The sequence below is a fragment of the Blastococcus sp. SYSU DS0828 genome, from assembly GCF_054050975.1.
In genome coordinates this window covers 1-21,682 of the sequence record NZ_JBJHAK010000029.1, presented here as the reverse complement: position 1 = coordinate 21,682, position 21,682 = coordinate 1, and the positions used below count along the sequence as shown (strand labels likewise).

At 75.6% G+C, this 21,682-nt stretch carries 24 protein-coding genes; 19 read left to right on the top strand and 5 right to left on the bottom strand.

Features of this window, described 5'->3' with window-relative positions; translation table 11 throughout:
- Positions 1 to 32: 32 nt before the first annotated feature.
- Positions 33 to 860 carry a formate dehydrogenase accessory sulfurtransferase FdhD gene (gene fdhD, locus ACI79Q_RS18460; protein WP_456590432.1) on the top strand — a complete coding sequence of 276 codons (828 nt, stop codon included), beginning with the start codon at positions 33 to 35 and terminating at the stop codon, positions 858 to 860.
- A 140-nt stretch (positions 861 to 1,000) separates the two neighbouring features.
- Here fdhD and ACI79Q_RS18455 read toward each other — a convergent pair whose 3' ends face one another.
- From ACI79Q_RS18455 to moeA, 3 genes are read right to left on the bottom strand one after another with little or no spacing between them, the layout of a single operon-like run.
- Complete coding sequence (locus ACI79Q_RS18455) at positions 1,001 to 1,501, bottom strand: MogA/MoaB family molybdenum cofactor biosynthesis protein (RefSeq protein ID WP_456590431.1); 501 nt, start codon at positions 1,499 to 1,501, stop codon at positions 1,001 to 1,003.
- Positions 1,498 to 1,971, bottom strand: coding sequence for a cyclic pyranopterin monophosphate synthase MoaC (gene moaC, locus ACI79Q_RS18450; RefSeq protein WP_456590430.1), 474 nt, complete (start codon positions 1,969 to 1,971; stop codon positions 1,498 to 1,500). Before moaC ends, ACI79Q_RS18455 begins: the two co-directional genes overlap by 4 nt.
- Positions 1,968 to 3,179: a molybdopterin molybdotransferase MoeA gene (gene moeA, locus ACI79Q_RS18445; RefSeq protein ID WP_456615156.1), complete on the bottom strand. Its 1,212-nt coding sequence runs from the start codon at positions 3,177 to 3,179 to the stop codon at positions 1,968 to 1,970. The genes moaC and moeA overlap by 4 nt, the downstream gene beginning before the upstream one ends.
- A gap of 50 nt (positions 3,180 to 3,229) precedes the next feature.
- On the opposite strand from moeA, the gene ACI79Q_RS18440 reads away from it, so the two are divergent.
- From ACI79Q_RS18440 to tsaE, 12 genes are all read left to right on the top strand, one after another.
- On the top strand, positions 3,230 to 4,240 hold the full coding sequence (locus ACI79Q_RS18440) for a PfkB family carbohydrate kinase (protein WP_456615155.1): 1,011 nt from the start codon (positions 3,230 to 3,232) through the stop codon (positions 4,238 to 4,240).
- Positions 4,233 to 4,718 (top strand): beta-class carbonic anhydrase, encoded by a 486-nt coding sequence (locus ACI79Q_RS18435; RefSeq protein ID WP_456590427.1) that lies wholly within the window; start codon positions 4,233 to 4,235, stop codon positions 4,716 to 4,718. Before ACI79Q_RS18440 ends, ACI79Q_RS18435 begins: the two co-directional genes overlap by 8 nt.
- A gap of 224 nt (positions 4,719 to 4,942) precedes the next feature.
- Positions 4,943 to 5,386 carry a 50S ribosomal protein L13 gene (rplM, locus tag ACI79Q_RS18430; protein ID WP_456590426.1) on the top strand — a complete coding sequence of 148 codons (444 nt, stop codon included), beginning with the start codon at positions 4,943 to 4,945 and terminating at the stop codon, positions 5,384 to 5,386.
- Entirely contained in the window at positions 5,383 to 5,802 is a 420-nt protein-coding gene (gene rpsI / locus ACI79Q_RS18425; RefSeq protein ID WP_456590425.1) for a 30S ribosomal protein S9, read from the top strand. The genes rplM and rpsI overlap by 4 nt, the downstream gene beginning before the upstream one ends.
- A 20-nt stretch (positions 5,803 to 5,822) precedes the next feature.
- Positions 5,823 to 7,169, top strand: a complete 1,347-nt coding sequence (glmM, locus tag ACI79Q_RS18420) for a phosphoglucosamine mutase (protein WP_456590424.1) — start codon at positions 5,823 to 5,825, stop codon at positions 7,167 to 7,169.
- Positions 7,170 to 7,253: 84 nt separating this feature from the next.
- Positions 7,254 to 9,131 (top strand): glutamine--fructose-6-phosphate transaminase (isomerizing), encoded by a 1,878-nt coding sequence (gene glmS, locus ACI79Q_RS18415; RefSeq protein ID WP_456615154.1) that lies wholly within the window; start codon positions 7,254 to 7,256, stop codon positions 9,129 to 9,131.
- A 78-nt stretch (positions 9,132 to 9,209) separates the two neighbouring features.
- Positions 9,210 to 9,596, top strand: a complete 387-nt coding sequence (locus ACI79Q_RS18410) for a holo-ACP synthase (protein ID WP_456590422.1) — start codon at positions 9,210 to 9,212, stop codon at positions 9,594 to 9,596.
- Positions 9,593 to 11,059, top strand: coding sequence for an NAD(P)H-hydrate dehydratase (locus tag ACI79Q_RS18405; protein ID WP_456590421.1), 1,467 nt, complete (start codon positions 9,593 to 9,595; stop codon positions 11,057 to 11,059). Before ACI79Q_RS18410 ends, ACI79Q_RS18405 begins: the two co-directional genes overlap by 4 nt.
- The gene (alr, locus tag ACI79Q_RS18400) at positions 11,056 to 12,192 is read left to right on the top strand and encodes an alanine racemase (RefSeq protein ID WP_456612450.1); all 1,137 of its coding nucleotides are present in this window, start codon (positions 11,056 to 11,058) and stop codon (positions 12,190 to 12,192) included. Before ACI79Q_RS18405 ends, alr begins: the two co-directional genes overlap by 4 nt.
- Positions 12,192 to 13,397, top strand: coding sequence for an alpha/beta fold hydrolase (locus ACI79Q_RS18395; RefSeq protein WP_456615153.1), 1,206 nt, complete (start codon positions 12,192 to 12,194; stop codon positions 13,395 to 13,397). The genes alr and ACI79Q_RS18395 overlap by 1 nt, the downstream gene beginning before the upstream one ends.
- Before the next feature lie 44 nt (positions 13,398 to 13,441).
- Entirely contained in the window at positions 13,442 to 14,080 is a 639-nt protein-coding gene (locus ACI79Q_RS18390) for a uracil-DNA glycosylase (RefSeq protein WP_456612449.1), read from the top strand.
- Positions 14,077 to 14,529, top strand: coding sequence for a tRNA (adenosine(37)-N6)-threonylcarbamoyltransferase complex ATPase subunit type 1 TsaE (gene tsaE, locus ACI79Q_RS18385; RefSeq protein WP_456615152.1), 453 nt, complete (start codon positions 14,077 to 14,079; stop codon positions 14,527 to 14,529). Before ACI79Q_RS18390 ends, tsaE begins: the two co-directional genes overlap by 4 nt.
- A gap of 16 nt (positions 14,530 to 14,545) precedes the next feature.
- Here tsaE and ACI79Q_RS18380 read toward each other — a convergent pair whose 3' ends face one another.
- Positions 14,546 to 14,962 (bottom strand): hypothetical protein, encoded by a 417-nt coding sequence (locus ACI79Q_RS18380; protein ID WP_456600101.1) that lies wholly within the window; start codon positions 14,960 to 14,962, stop codon positions 14,546 to 14,548.
- A gap of 261 nt (positions 14,963 to 15,223) precedes the next feature.
- Between ACI79Q_RS18380 and ACI79Q_RS18375 the strand changes: the two genes are divergently transcribed.
- From ACI79Q_RS18375 to tsaD, 4 genes are all read left to right on the top strand, one after another.
- On the top strand, positions 15,224 to 15,748 hold the full coding sequence (locus tag ACI79Q_RS18375; protein WP_456612447.1) for a GNAT family N-acetyltransferase: 525 nt from the start codon (positions 15,224 to 15,226) through the stop codon (positions 15,746 to 15,748).
- Between the two features lie 6 nt (positions 15,749 to 15,754).
- Entirely contained in the window at positions 15,755 to 16,393 is a 639-nt protein-coding gene (gene tsaB / locus ACI79Q_RS18370) for a tRNA (adenosine(37)-N6)-threonylcarbamoyltransferase complex dimerization subunit type 1 TsaB (RefSeq protein WP_456590414.1), read from the top strand.
- Positions 16,390 to 16,845 (top strand): ribosomal protein S18-alanine N-acetyltransferase, encoded by a 456-nt coding sequence (rimI, locus tag ACI79Q_RS18365; RefSeq protein WP_456590413.1) that lies wholly within the window; start codon positions 16,390 to 16,392, stop codon positions 16,843 to 16,845. Before tsaB ends, rimI begins: the two co-directional genes overlap by 4 nt.
- Positions 16,846 to 16,912: 67 nt before the next feature.
- The gene (gene tsaD, locus ACI79Q_RS18360) at positions 16,913 to 17,947 is read left to right on the top strand and encodes a tRNA (adenosine(37)-N6)-threonylcarbamoyltransferase complex transferase subunit TsaD (RefSeq protein WP_456600104.1); all 1,035 of its coding nucleotides are present in this window, start codon (positions 16,913 to 16,915) and stop codon (positions 17,945 to 17,947) included.
- A 67-nt stretch (positions 17,948 to 18,014) separates the two neighbouring features.
- Here tsaD and ACI79Q_RS18355 read toward each other — a convergent pair whose 3' ends face one another.
- Positions 18,015 to 19,250: a THUMP-like domain-containing protein gene (locus ACI79Q_RS18355; RefSeq protein WP_456615151.1), complete on the bottom strand. Its 1,236-nt coding sequence runs from the start codon at positions 19,248 to 19,250 to the stop codon at positions 18,015 to 18,017.
- 196 nt (positions 19,251 to 19,446) lie between these two features.
- On the opposite strand from ACI79Q_RS18355, the gene groES reads away from it, so the two are divergent.
- Positions 19,447 to 19,755: a co-chaperone GroES gene (gene groES / locus ACI79Q_RS18350; RefSeq protein WP_014377938.1), complete on the top strand. Its 309-nt coding sequence runs from the start codon at positions 19,447 to 19,449 to the stop codon at positions 19,753 to 19,755.
- Between the two features lie 147 nt (positions 19,756 to 19,902).
- Positions 19,903 to 21,546 carry a chaperonin GroEL gene (groL, locus tag ACI79Q_RS18345; RefSeq protein WP_456590410.1) on the top strand — a complete coding sequence of 548 codons (1,644 nt, stop codon included), beginning with the start codon at positions 19,903 to 19,905 and terminating at the stop codon, positions 21,544 to 21,546.
- Positions 21,547 to 21,682 lie beyond the last annotated feature (136 nt).

The following is a 21,682-nucleotide window of genomic DNA, read 5'->3' as shown; positions in this document are numbered from 1 at the left end:
GGTAGGCCCACGGCATGGGTACCGTCCTCCGCGTGGGACGAGTCACCAGCCGCACCCCGGTGCTGCGCATCCGCGGCGCGCAGCACACCACCCGGCCCGACACGGTCGCCGCGGAGGAGCCGCTCGAGATCCGCCTGGGCGGTACCGCGCTGGCGATCACCATGCGCACCCCCGGCGACGACTTCGACCTGGTGCACGGCTTCCTGGCGACCGAGGGCGTGATCCGCGGCGCCGACGACGTCGCGGGCCTGCGCTACTGCGACTCGGTCGACGCGGACGGGCGCAACACGTACAACGTCGTGGACGTCGACCTGGCGCCCGGCGTGCCGATGCCCGACACCGGGCTGGAGCGGAACTTCTACACGTCCAGCTCCTGCGGGGTCTGCGGCAAGGCGAGCATCGACGCGATCCGCACGAAGACCTCCTTCGACGTCGCCGCCGACACCCTGCGGCTCCCACTGGCGGCCCTGCTGGCGCTGCCGGACCGGCTCCGCGCCCAGCAGCAGGTGTTCGACAAGACCGGTGGCCTGCACGCCGCCGGGCTGTTCGGCGCCGACGGCGAGCTGCTCGCGCTGCGCGAGGACGTCGGTCGGCACAACGCGGTGGACAAGGTGATCGGCGACGGCGTGCGGGCCGGCCGGCTGCCGCTGGCCGGGCACGTCCTGATGGTGAGCGGCCGGGCGAGCTTCGAGCTGACCCAGAAGGCGGCGATGGCCGGCATCCCGGTGCTGGCGGCGGTCTCCGCGCCGTCGTCGCTGGCCGTGGAGCTGGCCCGCGAGGTCGGCATCACCCTCGTCGGCTTCCTCCGTGGCGACGGCTGCAACGTCTACACCCACCAGGAGCGCATCGCACTGGACTGACGCGGCCACCTGCACGGGCCTTGCGCGCCCCGCGAGATGACCGCAGGAGTGGGGGCCGGAGGCTCCCGCGACGCAGGGAGGGACACGCTCAGCGCAGCTGGGGCACGGCTCCTGGCCGCGGTGTCGTCCGGAGGACGACGTCAGACATGGTCTCCGCCGCGGAGCTGGCTCACCACGTGCGGGAGCAGCGGGCCGAGGACGGCGAGCCCGTCCCGCACCCCGCCGGTGGAGCCGGGCAGGTTGACGATCAGCGTGCGCGCGGCGGTGCCGGCCAGCCCACGGGAGAGGACCGCCGTGGGGACCCCGTGCTCGGCGCCGTACCGGCGGACCGCCTCGGCGATGCCGGGCGCCTCCCGCTCGAGCACCGCCCGGGTGGCCTCGGGGGTGACGTCGGTGGGGGAGAGGCCGGTGCCGCCGGTGGTGACCACCAGGTCGACGCCGAGGTCCACCGCGTTGCGCAGCACGGCCTCCAGCTCGGCGGCGTCGTCGGGCCGCACGTGCGGCCCCTCCACCGCGAAGCCCAGCTCGCGCAACCCGGCGGCGAGCACCTGGCCGCTGCGGTCCTCGTAGACGCCGGCCGCGGCCCGGTTCGAGGCGGTGAGTACGACGGCGCGCGCGCCGGCCGGGAGCGCGGCGGTCACCGGGTCCACTCCCCGCTCTTGCCGCCGGACTTCCGCAGCAGCCGGACGTCGGTGATCGTCGCCCGCGGGTCGACCGCCTTCACCATGTCGATCATGGTGAGCCCGGCCACGGTGACCGCGGTGAGCGCCTCCATCTCCACCCCGGTGCGGTCGGCGGTGCGGGCGGTGGCGGTGATCTCGACCGCGTCGTCGGCGACCTCGACGTCCACCGTCACGCCGTGCAGGGCGATCGGGTGGCACAGCGGCACCAGGTCCGGCGTCCGCTTGGCCCCGGCGATGCCGGCGATCCGCGCGACGGCGACGGCGTCGCCCTTGGGGACGCCCTTCCCGCGCAGCAGGTCGACCACCTCGGCGCTGACCAGCACCCGGCCGGCCGCGGTGGCCTCCCGGGCGGTGACCGCCTTGGCGGAGACGTCGACCATCCGGGCGGCGCCGGACTCGTCGACGTGGGTGAGGCGTGGTCCGGTCACTGGAGCGCTCCCTCGATCAGCACGACGTCCACGGAGGCGCCGGCGGGCAGTTCACTGACGTCCTCGGGCACGACGACCAGGCAGTTGGCCCGGGCCAGGTGTGCGACCAGGTGGGAGCCGGGGCCGCCGACCTGGGAGACCTCCCCGCCCTCGTAGCGGCCGCGCAGGTACTGCCGGCGACCGGCGGGGGAGCGCAGCGGGCCGGCGAGCCGGGCGGGTACCCGCACCCGGGCGGGCGAGCTGTGCCCCAGTGCCCGGCGCAGGGCCGGGCGGACGAACACCTCGAAGGAGACGAAGGCGCTCACCGGGTTGCCGGGGAGGGTGACCACGGGGACGCCGTCGACCGTGCCGGCGCCCTGGGGCCCGCCGGGCTGCATGGCGACCTTGCCGAACTCGACGGTGCCGAGCGTGCGGAAGGCGTCCTTGACCACCTCGTAGGCGCCGGCGCTCACCCCGCCGCTGGTGATCAGCAGGTCGGCCGTCGCCAGCTCCGCCCGCACGGTGGCGAGGAACTGGTCCACGTCGTCGGGGACGAAGTGCAGTCGCCGGGGGATGCCGCCGGCCTCCTCGACCGCGGCGGCCAGCAGCACCGAGTTGGACTCGTAGATCTGCCCCCGCGCCAGCGGCTGCCCCGGTGCGACGAGCTCGCTGCCGGTGGAGAGGACCAGTACCCGCGGCCGGCGCCGGACGACCAGCTCCGAAACCCCCACCGCGGCGGCCAGGCCCAGCTGGGCGGCGCCGAGCGGGGCCCCGGCGGGGAGGGCGACGGTGCCTGCGGTGATGTCCTCGCCGGCCGCCCGCAGGTGGCTCCCGGCGGGCGGGCGGTCGCGGATCTCCACGACGTCGGTGCCCCCGTCGGTGAGCTCCACGGGGACGACGACGTCGGCCCCCGGGGGCAGCGGGGCCCCGGTCATGATGCGGTGGACGGTGCCCGGCGCCAGGGGGACGACGTCGGTGCGCCCGGCGGGGATGTCCTCGGCCACCGGCAGCCGGACCGGGCCGCCGTCGTCGCCGGCGAGCTCGGCCCACCGGCCGGCGTAGCCGTCCATCGCCGAGTTGTCGAAGCCCGGCAGCGGCACCTCGGCGACGACGTCGCGCGCCAGCACCCGACCGTGCGCGGCCGACAGGGGCACGGTCTCCTCGGGCAGGGCGGGCAGCAGGGCGTCCACCACCGACTGGTGTTCCTCGACCGTGCGCACGGGGCACATCCTCGCCCATCGCCGCGTGCCCGCCACCGGCGGTGGAAGGGGGCGCGTGGATGGCAGCGGTCGTCGTGCTGGGCCAGATCGGCCGCGATCTGGTGCTCCGGCTCTCGCGGGTGCCCGCGGCCGGTGGGTCGGCCCCGGCCACGGGGCGCCGGGAGCTGCTCGGCGGGAAGGGGGCGAACCAGGCGGTCGCGCTGACCCAGCTCGGCGTCCCGGTGGCGCTGGTCGGCGTCGTCGGCGACGACGCCGCGGGACGCGACGTGCGGGCGCAGGCCGCCGCCGACGGGATCGACGTCTCCGGCGTCGTCACCCGGCCGGGCACGCCCACCGCGCTGCTGCTCGACCTGGTGGAGGACGGCGGCCGCCGGCGGCTGGTCGAGGACGTGCCGCCCGGCGCGCTGCTGACCCCCGCCGACGTGGCCGGCGCGGCCGAGCAGCTGGCGGCCTGCCAGGTGCTGAGCCTGCAGCTGCAGCAGCCCGGCGCGGCGGTGCGCGCGGCGCTGGCGCGCGTCCCCCGGACGGCCTTCGTGGTGGCCGACGGCGCCGCGGAGGACCCGGCGACGAGGGAGGCGGTGCTCGCCCGCGCGGACGTCGTCCGGGCCGACGCCACCGAGGCCGAGCTCCTGGTCGGCCGCCCGCTGCCCCGTGTGGAGGACGCCCGCGACGCCGCGGCGCAGCTGCTGGCGGCGGGCCCCCGGCTGGTGGCGATGGCGGTGGGGAAGCAGGGCGACCTGGTGGCCTGGCGGTCCGGACCGGCCCTCGGCGTCGCGGCGGGGGAGCGCGAGGTCGACCCGGCGTGGGCCGATGGCGAGCTCGTCGTGCCGCTGCTCGGGGAGGCGCCGGTCGACCCGACCGGAGCCGGGGACGTGTGGGTGGCGGCGCTCGTCGCCGCGCTGCTCGGCAGGGGCGGCCCCGAGGACGCGGCCTGGCTCGCCGCCGCGGCGGCGGCCGCGACGGTCTCGCAGGCAGGGGGCAGGCCGGCGCTGGACCCGGCGGTGCTGGCCGACGTGGTCGCCCGCGAGCGCGGACGCCTGGGAGTCCGGTTATCGTCCGGTCGTGGCTGAGATCGACCGGATGCTCGAAGCGAACGCGGAGTGGGCCGAGCGGTTCCCCGGCAGCAAGCCGGTGGCCCCGGCCCGGAAGGTCGCCGTCGTGGCGTGCATGGACTCCCGGATGCCGCTGTTCCCCCTCCTGGGTCTGGAGGTCGGTGACGCGCACGTCATCCGCAATGCCGGCGGCGTCGTCACCGAGGACACCGTGCGGTCGCTGACCATCTCGCAGCACCTGCTCGGCACCCGGGAGATCGTGCTGGTCCACCACACCGACTGCGGGCTGCAGAAGAGCAATGACGTCGACTTCGCCGACCGGGTCGAGCAGGCCACCGGCCGCCGTCCCCCGTGGTCGGCGCGCACGTTCACCGACGTCGACGCCGACGTCCGCGAGTCGATGCGGCTGCTGCGGGACTGCCCCTACCTCCTGTCGCGCGAGGTGCGGGGGACGGTCTACGACGTCGACACCGGGCGGCTGCGCGAAGTCCGGTAACCGGCCGTCAGCGGCCCCCGTCCAGGGTCCCGGTGACACGCTGGAACGGCCCCCGTCCAGAGGCTCGCCCCGAGCCTGCGAGGGGTGAGGAGGACGGAGGTCCTTCGACTGGTATCGTGCTCGGTTGGCGCGCGTGCCGGCTGGTGCCGCGCGTGCAGAACCGTCTCCCGTGCTCGGCGAGGCGATCCCACCAGCCATCCCGACGACGACGGAGGACGCGCGCCGTGCGCACGTACACCCCCAAGCCCGGCGAGGTCGCCCGGGCCTGGCACGTCATCGACGCCACGGACGTGGTGCTCGGTCGACTGGCCAGCCAGACCGCGCAGCTCCTGCGCGGCAAGCACAAGCCCCAGTACGCCCCGCACGTGGACGTCGGCGACTTCGTCGTCATCGTCAACGCCGGCAAGGTCGCCCTGACCGGGTCCAAGCGCGAGGACAAGCGCGCCTACCGGCACTCCGGCCACCCGGGTGGCCTCAAGACCATCAACGTGGGCGACCAGCTGCGCACGCACCCCGACCGCGTCATCGAGCGCGCGATCAAGGGCATGCTGCCGCACAACAGCCTCGGTCGGCAGATGATCAAGAAGCTCAAGGTCTACGCCGGCCCGGAGCACCCGCACGCCGCGCAGCAGCCCCAGACCTACGAGATCAAGCAGGTGGCCCAGTGACCAGCGCACTGACCGTGACCGACGCCGAGGGGCGTCCGGTGCAGACCGTCGGCCGGCGCAAGGAGGCAGTCGTCCGCGTGCGGCTGCTCCCCGGCACCGGCCAGTTCAAGCTCAACGGCCGCACCCTCGAGGAGTACTTCCCGAACAAGGTGCACCAGCAGCTCATCCGTGAGCCGTTCGTGACCCTCGAGAAGGCCGAGCAGTACGACGTCGTCGGCCTCCTCAAGGGTGGCGGCGTCACGGGCCAGGCCGGCGCGCTGCGCCTGGCCATCGCCCGCGCCCTCATCGAGGTCGAGAGCGAGGACCGCCCGGCCCTCAAGAAGGCCGGCTTCCTGACCCGTGACCCGCGGGTCAAGGAGCGCAAGAAGTACGGGCTCAAGAAGGCCCGCAAGGCGCCTCAGTACTCCAAGCGCTGACCGGCACGGCTGCGTCGGCCATGGGGGGGAGACTCTTCGGCACCGACGGCGTCCGGGGTCGGGCGAACGCCGACCTCACGCCGGAGCTGGCCCTCTCGGTGGCACGCGCCGCCGCAGGCGTGCTCGCCGACCGCGACGGGACCTCGCGTCCCGTCGCGGTCGTCGGCCGCGACCCCCGTGCCAGCGGGGAGATGCTCGAGGCCGCGGTCGTCGCGGGCCTCACGAGCGCCGGAGCCGAGGTGCTCCTCGCCGGGGTGGTCCCCACGCCGGCGCTGGCCTGGCTGACCGGCCGCAGCGGCGCCGATCTCGGCGTCATGATCTCGGCCAGCCACAACCCGATGCCCGACAACGGCATCAAGCTCTTCAGCCGGGGCGGGCACAAGCTGCCCGATGCCGTCGAGGCGGCCATCGAGCAGACCGTCGCCTCCGGCTCCTCCGACGGCCACCGCCCCACCGGCGGCGGGGTCGGCCGCGTCCGCGCACTCGACGACGGCACCGACGCCTACGTCGAGCACCTGCTCGGCACGGCCGTCCGGCCGCTGACCGGCCTGTCCGTCGTCGTGGACGCCGCCCACGGAGCGGCCGCCACGGCCGCCCCCGAGGTCTACCGGCGGGCCGGCGCGACGGTGCACGCGATCGGCTGCGCGCCCGACGGCTGGAACATCAACGACGGCGTGGGCTCCACCCACCTCGGGCCGCTGGTCGAGGCCGTCCGGGCGCGCGGCGCCGACATCGGGCTCGCCCACGACGGGGACGCCGACCGGTGCCTCGCCGTCACCGCCGACGGCGACGTCGTCGACGGCGACGCCATCCTGGCCATCTGCGCGCTGGACCTGCACGAGCGCGGTGCGCTGAAGTCCGACACGGTCGTCGCGACGGTGATGAGCAACCTCGGGTTCCACCACACGATGCGCGACGCCGGGATCACCGTGAGCACGACGGCCGTCGGCGACCGCTACGTGCTCGAGGCCTTGCGCGCCCACGACCTCAGCCTCGGCGGGGAGCAGAGCGGGCACCTCGTCTTCCTGGAGCACGCCACCACCGGCGACGGCCTGCTCACCGGGCTGGCCCTGCTCTCCCGCATGGCCGGCACCGGCGCCTCGCTGGCGGAGCTGGCCTCGGTGGTGCAGCGGCTGCCGCAGGTGCTGGTCAACGTGCCGGTCTCCGACCGCCTCGCCGTGGCCGAGAGCGACGAGGTCGCCGCCGCGGTCAACGCGGTGGAGGCGGAGCTGGGCGACAGCGGCCGGGTGCTGCTGCGCCCGTCGGGCACCGAGCAGCTGATCCGCGTCATGGTGGAGGCGCCCACGCAGGAGCAGGCCGACGCCGTCGCCCAGCGGCTCGCGGAGGTCGTCGCCGCGGTCGGCTGACGGCTGGATCCGGCCTCACCCCTCGGGGCGGACCGGTCGCGCGCGGGGGACGAACGGGCCACGGTCCCCGGTACTCTCGGTGAAATGTGCGGCATCGTGGGATACGTCGGCCCTCAGGACGCGCTGGACGTCGTCCTGGAGGGGCTGCGCCGGCTCGAGTACCGCGGGTACGACTCCGCGGGCATCGCCGTGGTCTCCGGCGGTGAGCTGAGCACGGCGAAGAAGGCCGGCAAGCTGGCCAACCTGGAGAAGGTGCTGGCCGACGAGCCGCTGCCGGCCGCCACGATCGGCATCGGGCACACCCGGTGGGCGACCCACGGCGGCCCCACCGACCGGAACGCCCACCCGCACGTCTCCGGTGACGGGACCGTCGCGGTGATCCACAACGGCATCATCGAGAACTTCGTGGCGCTGCGGGCCGAGTGCGAGGCCGCCGGCGTGGAGTTCACGTCGGAGACCGACACCGAGGTGGTGGCCCACCTGCTCGCCGCCGTCTACGGTTCGACCCCGGAGGGGCCGGGCCGGCTGGCCGAGGCGATGCGCGGGGTCTGCCGGCGGCTGGAGGGCGCGTTCACCCTCGTCGCCACCCACGTCGCCGAGCCCGACACCCTCGTCGCCGCCCGGCGCAGCAGCCCGCTCGTGGTCGGCATCGGGGAGACGGCCGACGGCGTGGCCGAGTACTTCCTGGGCTCCGACGTCGCGGCGTTCATCGGGCACACCAAGGAGGCCCGGGAGCTCGGCCAGGACCAGGTGGTCGAGATCGACCGCACCCGCGGGCTCACGGTGACCGGCTTCGACGGGGCGCCGGCCGAGCCCACGGCCTACACGGTCGACTGGGACGCCGCCGCCGCCGAGAAGGGCGGCTACGACTGGTTCATGCTCAAGGAGATCGCCGAGCAGCCGCAGGCGATCGCCGACACCCTGCTGGGCCGGCTGGGCGAGAACGGCGAGCTGGTTCTCGACGAGGTCCGGCTGTCGGACCAGGAGCTCCGCGACATCGACAAGATCTTCGTCGTCTCCTGCGGCACGAGCTACCACGCGGGCCTGATCGCCAAGTACGCCATCGAGCACTGGACCCGCATCCCGGTCGAGGTGGAGGTCGCCAGCGAGTTCCGCTACCGCGACCCGGTGCTCGACCGCTCCACGCTGGTCATCGTCATCAGCCAGTCCGGCGAGACGATGGACACCCTCATGGCGCTGCGGCACGCCAAGGAGCAGAAGGCCCGCGTGCTCGCCATCTGCAACGCCAACGGCTCGACCATCCCCCGGGAGTCCGACGCCGTCCTGTACACCCACGCCGGCCCCGAGATCGCCGTCGCGTCGACCAAGGCGTTCCTCGCCCAGGTCGTCGCCTGCTACCTCGTCGGGCTCTTCCTGGCCCAGGTGCGCGGGGTCAAGTACGAGGACGAGATCGCCGCGATCGTCGAGGACCTGCGCCAGCTGCCCGACGCCGTCGAGAAGGTGCTGGAGCAGATGGAGCCGGTGCGCGCGCTGGGCCGGTCGCTCGCCGACGCGGGCACCATCCTGTTCCTCGGCCGGCACGTGGGGTTCCCCGTGGCGCTGGAGGGCGCGCTCAAGCTCAAGGAGCTGGCCTACATCCACGCCGAGGGCTTCGCCGCGGGCGAGCTGAAGCACGGGCCGATCGCCGTCGTCGACCAGGGCACCCCGGTCGTCGTCGTGGTGCCCTCGCCGCGCAGCCGCAACTCGGTGCACGGCAAGGTCGTGTCCAACATCCAGGAGGTCCGGGCCCGCGGGGCGCGCACGATCGTGATCGCCGAGGACGGCGACGACGACGTGGTGCCGTTCGCCGACCACCTGATCCGGGTGCCGCGCACGCCGACCCTCATGGCCCCCGTGGTGACGACCGTGCCGCTGCAGGTGCTCGCCTGCGAGATCGCCGACACCCGTGGGTACGACGTCGACCAGCCGCGCAACCTGGCCAAGAGCGTCACCGTCGAGTAGAAGGACCTCGATGCCCCCCACGACTCGCTCCGCTCGCCGCGGGCCCCTGCATCGAGGCCGTTCCATCCGGTCGCCTCGGTGATCATCGGGGTGGGGATCGACGTCGTGCCGGTCGAGCGGTTCGCGCAGTCGCTCACCCGCACGCCGGGGCTGCGCGACCGGCTGTTCACCGCCGAGGAGCAGCGCACCCCCTCCGGGGCCCCGCGGACCGGGGAGTCGCTGGCCGCCCGGTTCGCCGCCAAGGAGGCGCTCGCCAAGGCCCTCGGCGCGCCCGGTGACCTGCGCTGGCACGACGCCGAGGTGACCGTCGGCGAGCACGGGCGCCCGCAGCTGGCCGTCCGCGGCTCGGTGGCCGGGCGGGCCGCGCAGCTGGGCGTCACGTCGTGGCACGTCTCGCTGAGCCACGACGGCGGCATCGCCTCCGCGGTGGTCGTCGCCGAGGGCCTGACCCGGGAGGCCACATGATCGACCTGCACACCGCCGCGGAGGTGCGGGCGGCCGAGGCCCCGTTGCTGGCCGCCCTCCCGGACGGCGCCCTCATGCAGCGGGCGGCTGCCGGGCTGGCCACCGTGTGCCTGCGGCTGCTGGCCCGCCCGTACGGCGCCCGGGTGGCCCTGCTGGTGGGCGCGGGGAACAACGGCGGCGACGCCCTCTTCGCCGGCGCCCGGCTCGCTGCGCGTGGCGCCCGGGTGACCGCCGTCCTCCTCGCCGCCGACCGCACGCACCCGGCCGGCCTCGCCGCTTTCCGCCGGGCCGGTGGCCGCACCGTCGACGCCGGGTCGGCCGGTCCGCTGCTCGACCGCGCGGACCTGGTGCTCGACGGCATCGTCGGCCTGGGCGGTACCGGCGGGCTGCGGCAGCCGGCCGCCGCACTCGTCGAGCGGGCCGCCGCCGGGCCGGCGCACATGGTGGCGGTCGACCTGCCCAGCGGCGTGGACGCCGACACCGGTGCCGTGCCGGGCGCTGCCTTTCCGGCGACCCACACCGTCACCTTCGGGGCGGTCAAGCCGGGCCTGGTCACCGGGGCCGGGCGCGGCTGCGCCGGGCAGGTGCACCTGGTCGACATCGGGCTCGGGCCGCACCTGCCGGCACCGACCGCCCGCCAGCTGACCGACGCCGACGTCGCCGCCCGGCTGCCGCTGCCCGACGCCGACGACGACAAGTACTCGCAGGGGGTCGTCGGCGTGGTCGCCGGCTCGGCCGCCTATCCCGGGGCCGGGGTGCTCTGCACCGGTGCGGCGCTGCGGACCCGTCCCGGGCTGGTGCGCTACGCCGGGACGGCGGCCGACGGCGTGCGGGCCGCGTGGCCGGAGGCGATCGTCACCGACGGCCGGCCGGGGGACGCCGGCCGCGTGCAGGCGTGGGTGGTCGGGCCGGGCCTGGGCACCGGCGACGACGCCCGGAGCGTGCTCGCCGAGGTGCTCGCCACCGATCTGCCCGTGCTCGTCGACGCCGACGGGCTGACCCTGCTCGCCCGCGAGCCCGAGCTCGTGCGCCGCCGGGCGGCCGCCACCGTGCTCACCCCGCACGACCGGGAGTTCGCCCGCTTCGGTGCCGAGCCCGGGGACGACCGCCTCGGGGCCACCCGCCGGCTGGCGGCCGACCTGGGGGCGGTCGTCCTGCTGAAGGGCGACGCCACCGTGGTCGCCGATCCGGAGGGCACCGCGTTCGTCAACGGCACCGGCACCCCGTGGCTGGCCACCGCGGGCACCGGCGACGTGCTCTCGGGCATCGCCGGCGCACTGCTGGCGGCGGGTCTGTCCGCGGCCGAGGCGGCGGCGGTGGCCGCGCACGTCCACGGGCGGGCCGGGCAGGTCGCCGCGGCCGGCGGCCCGTTCCTCGCGGGCGACGTCGTGCGACACCTCCCCGAGGCGATCAGCCGGGTCCGTGGGACCTCGCCGGCCGGCCTGCCAGACTCGGAGGCGTGACGAACGGAACCGGTGCGGAGGTGGTCGTCGACCTCGACGCGATCGCCCGGAACACCGCGGTGCTGCGCGAACGGGTGGGCCGCCCGCTGATGGCGGTCGTCAAGGCCGACGGGTACGGGCACGGTCTCGTCCCCTCGGCGCGGGCCGCGCTCGCCGGCGGTGCCGACCAGCTGGGCGTGGCGGTGATCAGCGAGGCGCTGGCCCTGCGGGCGGCGGGCATCACCGCGCCGGTGCTGGCCTGGCTCAACGGCCCGGGTGCCGACGTCGCCGCTGCGCTGACCGCGGACGTCGAGGTGTCGGTCAACGCCGCGTGGGGCCTCGCCGAGGTCGTCGCCGGCGCCCGGGCGACCGGCCGGACCGCGCGGCTGCACCTGTTCGTCGACACCGGGCTCTCCCGGGAGGGCGCCCCGGTGGCCGAGTGGCCGGCGCTCGTGGCCGCGGCCGCCCGCGCGCAGGCCGACGGCGACGTCGTGGTCGTGGGGCTGTGGAGCCACCTGGCCTACGCCGACGCGCCCACGCACCCCACCATCGGCGCGCAGGTGCGGGTCTTCGAGGAGGCGGTCGCGGTGGCCCGGGCAGCCGGGCTCACCGACGCCCGCCGGCACCTGGCCAACTCGGCGGCGACGGTCGCCCTGCCGGGGACCTGGTACGACATGGTGCGCCCGGGCGTCGCCGTCTACGGGCTGGACCCCCTCGGCGGGGACGCCGCCGACCACGGCCTGCGGCCGGCGATGACGGTGCGGGCCCGCGTGGCGCTCACCAAGCGCGTCGCAGCCGGGGCCGGGGTCTCCTACGGCCACACCTACGCGACCCCGGCCGAGACCACCCTGGCCCTGGTGCCCGTCGGCTACGCCGACGGGGTGCCGCGGGCCGCTGGCAACAGCGCACCCGTCCTGGCGGCGGGCACGCAGCGGACCATCGCCGGCCGGGTGTGCATGGACCAGTTCGTCCTGGACGTCGGCGACGACACGATCGCCGCCGGCGACGAGGTGGTCCTCTGGGGGCCGGGGGACGGTGGAGAGCCGACCGCCCAGCAGTGGGCGGACGCCGTCGGCACCATCCACTACGAGCTGGTCACCCGGATCGGCGGGCGGTTCACCCGCCGCTACGTCGGGTCGGCGGGGGCGGTCTGATGGTGCGGAACCGCTCGCGGCCGGCCCGGCGCCCGCACAAGCACCCCACGGCGCACGCCGCCGGCCTGCTGGGTGCCGTCGTCGGGCTGGCCGCCGCCGGCACCGCGGCCGGCGTGGCGCTCAGCCGGGTCGCGGCCCGCCGCGTGCGCGCTGCCGAGCTCGGCCCCGCCGCCGAGCTCTCGGCCGCGCGGGCCGAGCGCCGGCTGCGGCAGGCCGACCCGCTCGGCGCCGACGCCCGCCCGGCCGACCGCACCGCACTGGTGCGCGCCGACGACGGCGTGCTCCTCTCCGTGGAGGAGATCGGGCCCCGCGACGCACCCCTGACCGTCGTCTTCGTGCACGGCTACACGCTCTCGATGGCGTCGTGGGCGTTCCAGCGACGCACCCTCGCCGCGGAGCTGGCCACCGGGAACGGGCACCGACCGCAGGCCCGGCTCGTCTTCTACGACCAGCGCGGCCACGGCTCCTCCGGCCGGGGCCCGGCCGAGCACTCCACCATCGAGCAGCTGGCGGCCGACCTCGTGGCGGTCCTGGACGCCCGGGTGGCGCGTGGACCGGTCGTCCTCGTCGGTCACTCCATGGGCGGGATGACGATCATGGGCCTGGCCGCGACGCGACCGGACCTGTTCGGCAGCCGGGTGCGCGGCGTCGCACTCGTCTCCACCTCGAGCGGCAACCTCGCCGACCTCAGCTTCGGTCTGCCCGAGATGCTCACCCGGATGCGGGCCGCGGTGCTGCCGGTCGCCGCCTGGACGATGCGCCGCCGGCCGGCCTTCGCCGAGCGCACCCGTCGGGTGGCCGCCGACCTCGTCTCGGCGGCGACCCGGGCGCTCTCGTTCGGCTCGTCCGACGTCGACCCCGCGCTGGTGCGCTACGTCGACGCGATGATCGCCGGCACCCCGGTCGACGTCATCGCGGAGTTCTACCCGGCGCTCGCCGGCCTGGACGAGACCGGTCGCCTGGAGCCGCTGCGCCGGGTGCCGACCCTGGTGCTCACCGGGGACCGGGACAGGATGATCCCCAGGGAGCACAGCGACCTCATCGTGGAGCGGCTCGACGCGACGGGGGAGAACGCCGTCGACTACGTCGTCGTCCCCGGGGCCGGGCACATGGTCCCCCTGGAGGAGCCCGACCAGGTGAGCCGGGCGATCGCCGGGCTGCTCCGGCGCGTGGCCGCCGGGCTCGGCGTGGGCGCGACGAGCTGACCCGGCCCCCGGAGCGGGCCTGCCGGCGCGGTTAGGGTGCGGGGGTGGCCGCCCTCCGTCCGCCCCGGCTCGACGCCGCCGCCGACGAGGTCGCCCGCACCGCGGCAGCGGCCGCGGACTGGGCGGCCCTCGCGGACGTGGCCCGCTCCTGCGTGGCGTGCCCCGAGCTGGCCGCGGCCCGGGAGCACGTCGTCGTCGGGGACCTCCCGCGCGGCGGCCGGCCCAGGTTCGTGCTGGTCGGCGAGGCGCCGGGCGCGACCGAGGACGAGACCGGCCGGCCGTTCGTCGGGAAGTCGGGGGCCTTGCTGGACCAGCTGCTGGCCGAGGCCGGGCTGTCGCGGGCCGAGGCCGCCGTGCTCAACATCGTGAAGTGCCGGCCGCCGGCCAACCGCACACCGAAGGCTGCCGAGGTGGCGCGGTGCAGCGGGTGGCTCCGCCGTCAGCTCGAGCTCCTCGACACGCCCGTCGTCGTCGCGCTCGGGCTCTCCTCGGCCAAGTGGTTCCTCGGCCCGCGCACGGTGCTCGCGGCGGTCCGCGGCCGCCCGCACGACGTCGACGGCCGCGCCGTCTGGGCCACCTACCACCCGTCGGCCGCCATCCGGTTCGGTCCGAACGGTGCCCCCCGCGCCGGGCTGCTGGCTGACCTGACCGCCGTCGCCGGGGCGCTGGAGGAGGTCGCGTGAAGCGCGAGCACGTGCTGCCGGAGCTCGCCGACACCCACGCCCTGGGCGAGGCGCTGGCCGCCCTCGCCCGCCCCGGCGACCTGCTGGTGCTGGTCGGCCCGCTCGGCGCGGGCAAGACGGCGCTCACCCAGGGCATCGGTGCCGGGCTCGGCGTCCGGGAACCGGTCACCTCGCCCACGTTCGTCATCGCCCGGGTGCACCGCGGCGGGCGGATCCCGCTGGTGCACGTGGACGCCTACCGGCTCGGCGGGCACGCCGACGTCGACGACCTCGACCTCGACGCCTCGACCGAGGAGTCGGTCACGGTCGTCGAGTGGGGGCAGGGGCTGGTCGAGCAGCTGGTCGACGAGCACCTGGAGGTGCGGCTGGACCGGCGCGACGACGACGTCCGTACCGCGATGCTCGTGCCCCACGGCCCGGGGTGGGCGGCCCGGCTCGACGGGGGCTGAGACCCGGCCGCCCCCCTCAGCCCGCCGCCGAGGCGTCCGGGACGTCGGTGTACCGGGCGGTCAGCACCTCCAGCAGGTGCCCGCTGGGACCGCGGAAGTACAGCCGCCGGCCGCTGCCGTCGGGGTTGACCTCCCCGACCTGGCCGGGACGGCGCCCCGGCGGGTCCGCCTGGTACGGCGTCCCGTCGGCGTCGAACCGAGCCTTGATGACGTCGAAGCGCTCGTCGGTCACGAGGAACGCGTAGTGCTGCGGCTCGACCGGGGCCGGAGCGGCGGCGAAGTTGAGCACGAGCTGGTCGTCGAGCTGCACGGACCGGAAGAACCCGTTGTCCCAGGGGGTGCGGAGGTCGAGCAGCTCGACGATCCAGGAGACGGCGGCGTCGCGGTCCTCGACCAGGACGATCAGGTGGTGCAGGGCGGTGGCGCTGGGCATGGGGAGCTCCAGAGGGGGGTACGGCAAGGGGCGTCGTCCGGCAGACGCACGGGGACGACGGGGAATGGGCCGGGCAGGGCCACGGCGGGGAGCACGGCGTCACGGCGGTGCTCGGCAGGGCGGCCCTCGCGGCCACCCGGCGGTCACCGGCGGGCCGGGACCCTGACTCGCTCGTGGCTCGAGGCCGACCCGGCAGTCACGTCGGCGACCGTAGCGCCCGGCCGGTGACGGGGGCAACGGCTCACGGCTAGCCTGCCGCCCGTGGACCGCCGGGTGGAGCTCATCGCCCTCGGCCCGACCGCGCTGCGTGCGCTCGCCGACGGGGACCTGGCCGCGGCCGAGGCGGCGGCGCCGGTGCCCCTGAGCCCCTACCTCGCCGGGCGGGAGTGCCGCTGGGTGTGGAGGGTCCGGGCCGAGCAGGTGGTGGCCGACCCGGGCAGCGCCCGCTGGATCACCCGGGTGGTCCGCGACCCCGGACGGGGGTTGACGGTCGGCCGGGCCGGCTTCCACGGGCCGCCGGACGCCTCCGGCATGGTGGAGGTCGGCTACTCGATCGATCCGGAGCACCGGCGGCAGGGGTACGCGCGGGCGGCGCTGCGGGCGCTGCTGGCGTGGGCGGCCGACGAGCCGGCGGTGACCACGGTTCGCGCGTCGGTGGCCCCGGCGAACACCGCCTCGCGGGACCTGGTGCTCGGCGAGGGGTTCGTCGCCGTGGGGGAGCAGGTCGACGAGGAGGACGGTCTCGAGATCGTCTACGAGGTGGCCGCCGGCACTCGCCTACGCTGAGCGGTCGTGCTGGTCCTCGCGCTCGACACCGCCACCCCGACGCTCGTCGCGGGGCTCGCGCGGTGGACCCCTGACGGCGGCACGGAGGTGCTCGCCGAGCGCGCCGTCCCGTCGGGCACGAAGCACGCCGAGCTGCTGACCCCGGCGATCGAGGGCGTGCTCGCCGACGCCGGTGTCGCGCTGGGCGACGTCGAGGCGGTCGTCACCGGGCTCGGCCCCGGGCCGTTCACCGGTCTGCGGGTCGGCATCGTCACCGCGGCGGCGATCGCGGACGCGCGCGGCCTGCCGGTCGTGGGGGTCTGCTCGCTGGACGCCGTCGGCTCGGGCGCCCGCACGGTGGTCACCGACGCCCGCCGCAAGGAGGTCTACTGGGCCGCCTACGACGACCAGGACCGGCGGGTCGACGGCCCGGGCGTCGAGCGCCCCGAGGAGCTCGGCCGGACCGGGCCGTTCGTCGGTGACCCGGCGTTCGCCGAGCGGCTCGGTGCCGACGTGCAACCGGCGGAGGTGACGACGGCGGGGCTGCTGCGCGCCGCGGCGGCACAGCTGGCCGACCCGTCGTCCGCCGCGCCGCTGGTGCCGCTGTACCTGCGCCGCCCCGACGCCGTCCCGCCCAGCTCGATCAAGGCGGTGTCGCAGAAGTGACCGTCCGGCTGCGCCCGATGCGGCTGGCCGACCTGCCCGCGGTGATGGAGCTGGAGGAGGAGCTCTTCGCCCCCGACACGTGGACGGTCGCCATGTACCGCGACGAGCTGGCGCGCACCGACACCCGGCACTACCTGGTGGCCGAGGACGAGGGGGCGGTCGTCGGCTACGCCGGGCTGATCGCCTACGACGACGAGGCGCACATCGCCACGATCGGAGTCACCGGCGCCCGGCAGGGCGAGGGGATCGGCGCCCGGCTGCTCGACGCGCTGCTGGCCGAGGCCGACCGGCGCGGCGCACCGGTGGTGCTGCTCGAGGTGCGGGCGGACAACGAGACGGCGCAAGGGCTCTACCGGCGGCGCGGGTTCGCCGAGATCGGCCGGCGGCGCGGCTACTACCAACCGAGCGGCACGGACGCCGTGGTGATGAAGCGGGAGCGGACAGGGGCGTGAGCATCGCAGCGAGGAACGAGCGAGGAGCGGAGCGCCCCGCGGGAGCGACATGTGACGGAGGGACGCCGTGAGCGAGCCGCTGGTCATCGGGTTCGAGACCTCGTGCGACGAGACCGGCGTCGGCATCGTCCGCGGGCACACCCTGCTCGCCGATGCGCTGGCGACCTCGATGGCCGAGCACGAACGCTTCGGCGGCGTCGTCCCGGAGATCGCCTCCCGCGCGCACCTGGAGGCGATGGTGCCGACGGTGCACCGGGCGCTGGCAGACGCAGGCATCCGGGCCTCCGACGTCGATGCGGTGGCGGTGACCTCGGGTCCCGGCCTGACCGGCGCGCTGCTGGTCGGGGTCGCGGCCGCGAAGGCGTACGCACTGGCGCTGGGGAAGCCGCTCTACGGGGTCAACCACCTGGCCGCGCACGTCGCCGTCGACGAGCTCCAGCACGGGCCGCTCGCCGAGCCGTCGATCGCGATGCTCGTCTCCGGCGGCCACAGCTCGCTGCTGCTGGTGCCCGACCTGGCGCAGGAGGTGCAGTCGCTGGGGCGCACCATCGACGACGCGGCCGGGGAGGCGTTCGACAAGGTCGCCCGCGTGCTCGGGCTGCCGTTCCCGGGCGGCCCGCCGATCGACAAGGCCGCGCGCGAGGGGGATCCGCACGCCATCGCGTTCCCGCGCGGGCTCACCGGTCCGCGCGACCCGGCCTACGACTTCTCCTTCTCCGGGCTGAAGACCGCCGTCGCCCGGTGGATCGAGGCCCGGGAGCGCGCCGGGGAGCCGGTGCCGGTGGCCGACGTGGCCGCCTCGTTCCAGGAGGCGGTCGCCGACGTGCTCACCGCCAAGGCCGTGCGCGCCTGCCGCGACCACGGCGTCGACCACCTCGTGCTGGGCGGGGGAGTGGCAGCCAACTCGCGGCTGCGCGCGCTGGCCGAGGAACGGTGCGCGAAGGCGGGCATCGTGCTGCGGGTGCCGAGCCCGAAGCTCTGCACCGACAACGGCGCGATGGTGGCGGCGCTCGGTTCGCGGCTGGTCGCCGCCGGGGTGGCGCCGTCCGCTCCGGACCTCGGGGCGGACAGCTCCCTGCCGATCGACGTCGTCAGCCGCTGAGAGACGACCCCGCCCTCCCCGCCCCTCGCAGGCTCGGGGCGGGCCCCTGGTCGGGGCCGACGGCTGGTCAGGTGGTGACGTCGCAGACCAGCGCGGTCGGGGCGCCGGCGACGCGGGTGACGACGACGGTCGCGGTGCCGGGGGCGTCGGTGCGCAGCTGGCGGGCCAGGGTCTCCGGCTCGATCGCCGAGCCACGCTTCTTCACCACGACCCGGCCCACCCCGCGCTCCCGCAGCAGCGCCTTCAGCTTCTTCAGGTTGAACGGCAGCACCTCGTCGACCCGGTAGGAGCTGACCCAGGGGGAGTCCGCGCGGGTGTCGGAGGTCAGGTAGGCGATCGTCGGGTCGACCAGGCTCGCGCCGAGGTCGGCGGCGACGAGCGACACCAGGCCGGAGCGGATGACGGCGGGGTCGGGCTCGTGCAGCCAGCCGCGCACCGGGCCGGCCGGCGCGGGGCCGGGGTCGGCGTCCGCGGTCAGCTCGTGCACCTCGTCGTCGCGCAGCAGGGTGGCGCGACGCCACGTCGTCGACAGCCCGCGGCCCCACAGCAGCGCCTCGACGATCGAACCGCCGACCGACACCCATTCGGCCTCGACCCCGTCGGGCACCCGCTCGTGGTCGAGCCCGGGGGCCACCTTCACCACCGAGGTGGGCACCCGGTCCAGCAGTTGGACGACGGTGGACCACGGCGGGGACCAGCGGTCGGGGTCCAGCAGCCGCCGCCCACCCGCCCGCCGGGCCGGGTCCAGGACGGCGGCCCCGCACCCGGCCACCTCCCCACCACGGGCGGCCGCCACCAGCTCCACCGCGTCGCCGGCGACCACCCAGACGTCGTCGTCGACGCCGAGCGCCTCGGCGTTCAGGGCGGTGAGCTCGCGCGCCACCGGGTCGACGTCGACGGCCAGCACCCGAGCGCCCGCGCGGGCGAGGGCGATCGTGTCGGTGCCGGCGGCGCACCCGAGGTCGGCGACGGAGTCGGCCCCTCCGGCCAGCAGGCGGGCCGCGCGCCGGGCGGCGAGCTCCGGACGTCCTGCCTGCTCGAGGGTGTCGCCGGTGAACAGCATCCGGTCCGCGTCGGCCCCGAACGTCGGCCGCGCCTTCTGCCGCTGCCGGGCGATGCCCCACGCCGGCCCGGCGAGATCGGTGCCCACCTCGGCGCGCAGCCGCGTCAGCGCGGTGACCGCATCGGTCCCCTCGTCCAGCAACGTCGCCGCGCGCGACAGCGCCCTGGCGCCCTCCGGGGTCACCAGCGCGCGCAGCTGGCGCACGGTCTCGACGGTCTGCTCGTCGGTCGGCCGGTCCACCTGCACAGGGTGGCGCACGGGCTGGTCAGCCCCCACGTCACCCACCTCGGCGACCGGGTTGAGCGGCTGGCACTCTCCTGGGTAGAGTGCCAAACGACACGGGCTGGCGCCCGACCCCCGCGACGGCGGGTGCCCGGACCCCGTGCCACAGCATCGAACATCCCTGCCGTCCTACACCGAAGGGGGCGTCACCGACGTGACGACCGCTACCAAGGTCAGCATCAAGCCGCTGGAGGACCGCGTCGTGGTCCAGGCCAACGAGGCCGAGACCACCACCGCGTCCGGTCTGGTCATCCCGGACACCGCCAAGGAGAAGCCCCAGGAGGGCACCGTCGTCGCCGTCGGCCCCGGCCGCATCGACGACAACGGCAACCGCGTTCCGCTCGACGTGAACGTCGGCGACGTGGTCATCTACTCGAAGTACGGCGGCACCGAGGTCAAGTACGCCGGCGAGGAGTACCTCGTGCTCTCCGCCCGCGACCTGCTCGCCGTCGTGGAGAAGTAGAAGGACCCCCTCACCCCCACGCCTCGCTCCGCTCCCCGCGGGGCCCTGCGAGGGGGCCGTTCCAGCACGTTGCGTCCGCCCCGGCGACCCGAACACCGGGTCCCGGGGCGGTCGTCTTCGCCCAGCACTCCCTGATCGGAAGGGCCCATGGCCAAGATCATCAAGTTCAACGAGGATGCGCGCCGCGCCCTCGAACGCGGTGTCGACAAGCTCGCCGACGCCGTGAAGGTGACGATCGGCCCGCGTGGCCGCAACGTCGTCATCGACAAGAAGTTCGGCGCTCCCACCATCACCAACGACGGCGTCACCATCGCCCGCGAGGTGGAGCTCGAGGACCCGTACGAGAACCTCGGCGCCCAGCTGGCGAAGAGCGTCGCGACCAAGACCAACGACGTCGCCGGCGACGGCACCACCACCGCCACCGTGCTCGCCCAGGCGCTGGTGCACGAGGGCATGCGCAACGTCGCCGCCGGGGCCAACCCGATGGCGCTGGGCCGCGGTATGCGTGCCGCGGTCGACGCCGTGCACGCCGCGCTCGACGCCGCCGCCATCCCGGTCGAGAAGCGCGACGCGATCGCGGGTGTCGCCACCATCTCCGCCCAGGACGCCGAGGTCGGCGAGCTGATCGGCGAGGCGATGGAGCGCGTCGGCAAGGACGGCGTCATCACCGTCGAGGAGAGCAACACCCTGGACACCGAGCTCGACGTCACCGAGGGCGTCCAGTTCGACAAGGGCTACCTCTCGCCGTACTTCGTCACCGACCCCGAGGCCATGGAGGCCGTCCTCGAGGACGCCCTCGTGCTGCTGGTCAGCGGCAAGATCAGTGCTCTGGCCGACCTGCTGCCGCTGCTGGAGAAGGTGCTGTCGACCGGGGGCCGCCCGCTGCTGATCGTCGCCGAGGACGTCGAGGGCGAGGCGCTGTCCACGCTGGTCGTCAACTCGATCCGCAAGACCATCAAGGTCGTCGCCGTGAAGTCGCCCTACTTCGGCGACCGGCGCACGGCGTTCATGACCGACCTCGCCGTCGTCACCGGCGGTCAGGTGGTCAGCGAGGACGTCGGCCTCAAGCTCGACCAGGTGGGCCTGGAGGTGCTCGGCACCGCGCGCCGGGTCACCGTGACCAAGGACGCGACGACCATCGTCGACGGCGGCGGCACGTCGGAGACCATCGGCGACCGCGTCGCGCAGATCCGCCGCGAGATCGACGCGACCGACTCCGACTGGGACCGCGAGAAGCTGCAGGAGCGGCTGGCCAAGCTGGCCGGCGGCATCGGCGTCATCCGGGTCGGCGCGGCCACCGAGGTGGAGCTCAAGGAGCGCAAGCACCGCATCGAGGACGCCATCGCCGCCACCCGCGCGGCGGTGGAAGAGGGCGTGATCCCCGGCGGTGGCTCGGCGCTGGTGCACGCCGCGAGCGCGATCGACGCCCTCGAGCTGACCGGCGACGAGCTGACCGGCGCGCGCGCCGTCCGCACCGCGCTGGAGGCCCCGCTGGTGCAGATCGCCGACAACGCCGGGTTCGAGGGCCGCGTCGTCGTCGCCAAGGTGCGCGACCTCGGCACCGGGAACGGCTTCAACGCCGCGACCGGTGAGTACGGCGACCTGGCCGGGCAGGGGGTCATCGACCCGGTGAAGGTCACCAAGGCCGCGCTGGGCAACGCCGTCTCGATCGCGGCGATGGTCCTGACGACCGACTCCGCCGTCGTCGAGGCTCCCGAGGAGGAGCACGACCACGACGGCGGTGGGCACCACACCCACGGCCACTCGCACGGCCACGGGCACAGCCACTGAGAAAGGACCCCGTCCTCCTCGCCGCTCGCACGCTCGCGGCGAGCCTCTGGACGGGGCCGGGGGGGGGGGGGGGGGGGGGGGGGGGGGGGGGGGGGGGGGGGGCGGGGGGGGGGCGGGGGCGGGGGGGGGGCTGGGG